Origin of the sequence: Roseisolibacter sp. H3M3-2 (assembly GCF_029211165.1) — a bacterium.
Classification (GTDB): domain Bacteria; phylum Gemmatimonadota; class Gemmatimonadetes; order Gemmatimonadales; family Gemmatimonadaceae; genus Roseisolibacter.
Genome location: NZ_JARGEK010000477.1, coordinates 1 through 2,997, shown reverse-complemented (window position 1 = coordinate 2,997; position 2,997 = coordinate 1). Strand labels below are relative to the sequence as shown.

Sequence of the window (2,997 nt, the reverse complement as noted above, 5' to 3'; positions counted from 1 at the left end):
GGCGCTGCGCGTCGCGAGCGAGGCGCTGGCCAACCCGCGCCGCCACGCCGACTGCCGCGCCGTGACCGTGACCTGCCGCTACGGGCCCGACGCGCTCACGGTCGTCGTGCGCGACGACGGGCGCGGGTTCGACGCGGCGCGGGTGGCGCCCGAGGGGCACCACGGGATCGCCGGCATGCGCGAGCGCGCCGCGGCCGCCGGCGCGCGCCTCGACGTCGCCAGCGCGCCGGGGCGGGGGACGATCGTGACCCTCGTGATGCCCGCCGCCGACTGACGCAGACCGGGGGCGCGGCCTCAATCGTCGAGGTGCAGGTAGCCGCGCTGCAGCGCCACGGTGACGGCCTCCGTGCGGTCCTCCGTGTCGAGCTTCTGGAAGATGTGCTGCAGGTGGACCTTCGCCGTCCCCGCGGCGAGCCCCAGCACGCTGGCGACCTCGGAGTTGCTGAGCCCCTTGGCCACCAGGCGCAGCACCTCGACCTCGCGGTCGGTGAGGTCGACGCGCGGCGCGTACTCCGCCAGCGCGCGGGCGACGGCGGGGGGGATGGCGCGCCGCCCGGCCGCCACGGCGCGGATGGCCGACGCCAGCTCGTCGACCGGGACGTCCTTCGCCAGGTAACCCGACGCGCCCGCGGTGAGGGCGCGGTGGATGTCGACGTCGCCGTCGTACATGGTCAGCGCGATGATGCGCGCCGCCGGGTCGTCCTGCCGGATCGCGCGGATGGCGGCGACGCCCCCCATGTGCGGCATGCGCAGGTCCATCAGCACGACGTCAGGCCGCAGCGCCGCGTAGCGCTCGACCGCCTCGCGGCCGTCGGCCGCCTCGCCGACCAGCGCGATGTCGGGGGCGCCCGCGAGCATGGCGGCGAGCCCCGCGCGCACCACGCGGTGGTCGTCCACGGTCATCACGCGGATCGTCGGCATGGCGGCAATGTCGCCGGAACCGCCGGGCGCGCAATACGGCGAACGGCATACCGCCCGCCGCCGGCGGGTCGGCCGGCGGCTCAGTAGATCCGGGCGGGACGCTCCGTGCGCACCGGCGCCTCCTCGCGCGGCGCGCCGCCCACGGCGTACGACGCGAACAGCGACAGCAGCGGCCGGGCGGTGCGCCGGCGGCTCTCCTGCGTGAAGCCCGCGCCGGCGACCCGGAAGTCGAGGCGGTCGCCGCGCAGCGGGTCGTTGACGCGCAGCGTCACGCGCCCCCGGTCGCCGGCCAGACGCTGCGTCAGCGCCAGCTCGCTGGTGGACGTCGGCAGGATCTCCCCCTGCTCGACGGCCTGCGCGCTCCGCCGGTAGGCGTAGAGCTGCGCCGAGGTGTGCGCGGCCAGCCGGACGTCGACGGTGAGCCGCGCCGTGGCGTAGGCGCCGCGGCTGCCGGACGCCTCGCCCGCCGTCGCCAGGTGGGCGACGCTCCCCGCCAGCGTCACGACCGTCGCCTCGGTCGGCCGCACGCGCGCGCTGCCGTCGGCGCCCACCGCGCGCGCGCGCGTGAGGTTCGCCGGCGTGGTCGTCGCGCCGCCGTTCGCCGTCGCCGCCTTGAGCTGGCGGATCGGGTCGCGCGTCGCGCGGACGAAGGGCGTCAGCAGCAGCGTCGCGCGCGGGCGGTGCCGCTCCACCCCCAGCTCCAGCTGGTCGGTGACCTCGGGGGCCAGCGCCGGGTTGCCGACGCTCGCGTTGGTGTCGTCGCCGCCCATGAAGAACGGGTTGAGCAGCTCGGCGCCCGGCCGGTTGATGCGGCGCCCGTACGCGAGGCGGTACACGAGCGCGCGGCGCGCGTCGGTCCACGTCCCGCTGACGCTCGGGAAGAGGCGGACGGCCGACCGCGCGCTCGCGGTGTCGAGCCGGACGCGCGTCCGCTCCGCCTCGGCGCGCAGCCCCGCCTCCGCGCGCAGCCCGCCGACGGCGCGCTGCGCGGTGACGTAGCCGGCGTGCACGTCCAGCGCGTGGCGGTACCGCTGCGACCGGCGCGCGTCGAAGTGCGTCGCGTCGTGCGCGGCGTCGACGGTGCGGCGCCGCGACTCGTGGCCGACGCTCACGTCCAGCCCCGCGACGCGCGCGCCGAGGTCGTTGCGCAGGACGCGCTCGCGCTGGCGCGCGGCCATGTCTGCGGTCATGTACGCGTAGCCCGCGACCTCGTCGACGTACGCGCCGACGACCTCCTCGTCGACGAAGCTGACGCGCGCCTCGGACGTGACGCGCACGGCGCCCAGCGCGGCGCTGGCGACGGCGCTCAGCTCCCCCGACGGGATCACGTGCTCCAGCAGGCTGCCGGTGGCGCTCGTCGTCGTGTCGCCCGCCGCGTTGCGGTACGCGAACGCCGAGCGGTTGCGGGACGTGCCGGACATCCACCCGTACGCGCCGCGCAGCGCGAGGGAGGTGGCGCGCGTCGGCGTGAGCGTGCCCCCCGCGAGGACCGTGTGCAGGCGGTGCCGCTCGCGCGCGCGGCTGTCCTGGTCCGTGTGTAGCGGGAGGTCGCCGGGGACGACGCTCCAGCGCGCCGTGCGGGCGACGGTGCGGGGGCGCAGCCCAGACAGCGAGTACGTCGCGTCCCACTCGGCGGCGTCGCCCAGCGCGCCGGCGGCGGCGGCCGAGGCCATGTAGTGGTCGTCGGAGGCCGCGGAGGCGGCCAGCGAGCGCGAGGCGGTGCGCCGCGCCGCGTCGTCGCGGAAGATCAGGTTCACGACGCCGTCGGCGCCGTCCGCGCCCTGCCGCGCCGACGCGGCGGTCCCCGCCTCGACGCGCTCCAGCGCCGACGCCGGCATCTGGCGGAGGAACGCGGCGAGGGCGTCGCCGGCCAGCGCGATGCGGCGCCCGTTCATCAGCACGAGCACGCCGGTGCCGCCGCGCATGCCGACGCGCCCGTCCGCGTCCAGCTCGACGCCCGGCACGGTGCGCAGCAGGTCCGCGATGCTCCCCCCGGCCGCGGCGGCGGACGCGCGCGCGTCGACGACGGTGGTGCCGCTGCGCAGCTCGACCCCGACGCGCTGCGCGGCCGGGCTG

3 protein-coding genes are annotated in these 2,997 nt (G+C 77.8%); 1 reads left to right on the top strand and 2 read right to left on the bottom strand.

The window, feature by feature from the left end:
• Positions 1-274 (top strand): ATP-binding protein (locus PYV61_RS23245; RefSeq protein ID WP_275836180.1); only part of this gene is annotated, 274 nt, incomplete at its 5' end.
• Between the two features lie 20 nt (positions 275-294).
• On the opposite strand, the gene PYV61_RS23240 is transcribed toward PYV61_RS23245, so the two are convergent.
• Both PYV61_RS23240 and PYV61_RS23235 read right to left on the bottom strand, forming a co-directional pair.
• Complete coding sequence (locus tag PYV61_RS23240) at positions 295-921, bottom strand: response regulator transcription factor (protein ID WP_275836179.1); 627 nt, start codon at positions 919-921, stop codon at positions 295-297.
• An 80-nt stretch (positions 922-1,001) separates the two neighbouring features.
• A partial coding sequence (locus PYV61_RS23235; RefSeq protein ID WP_275836177.1) for a TonB-dependent receptor occupies positions 1,002-2,997 on the bottom strand: 1,996 nt, incomplete at its 5' end.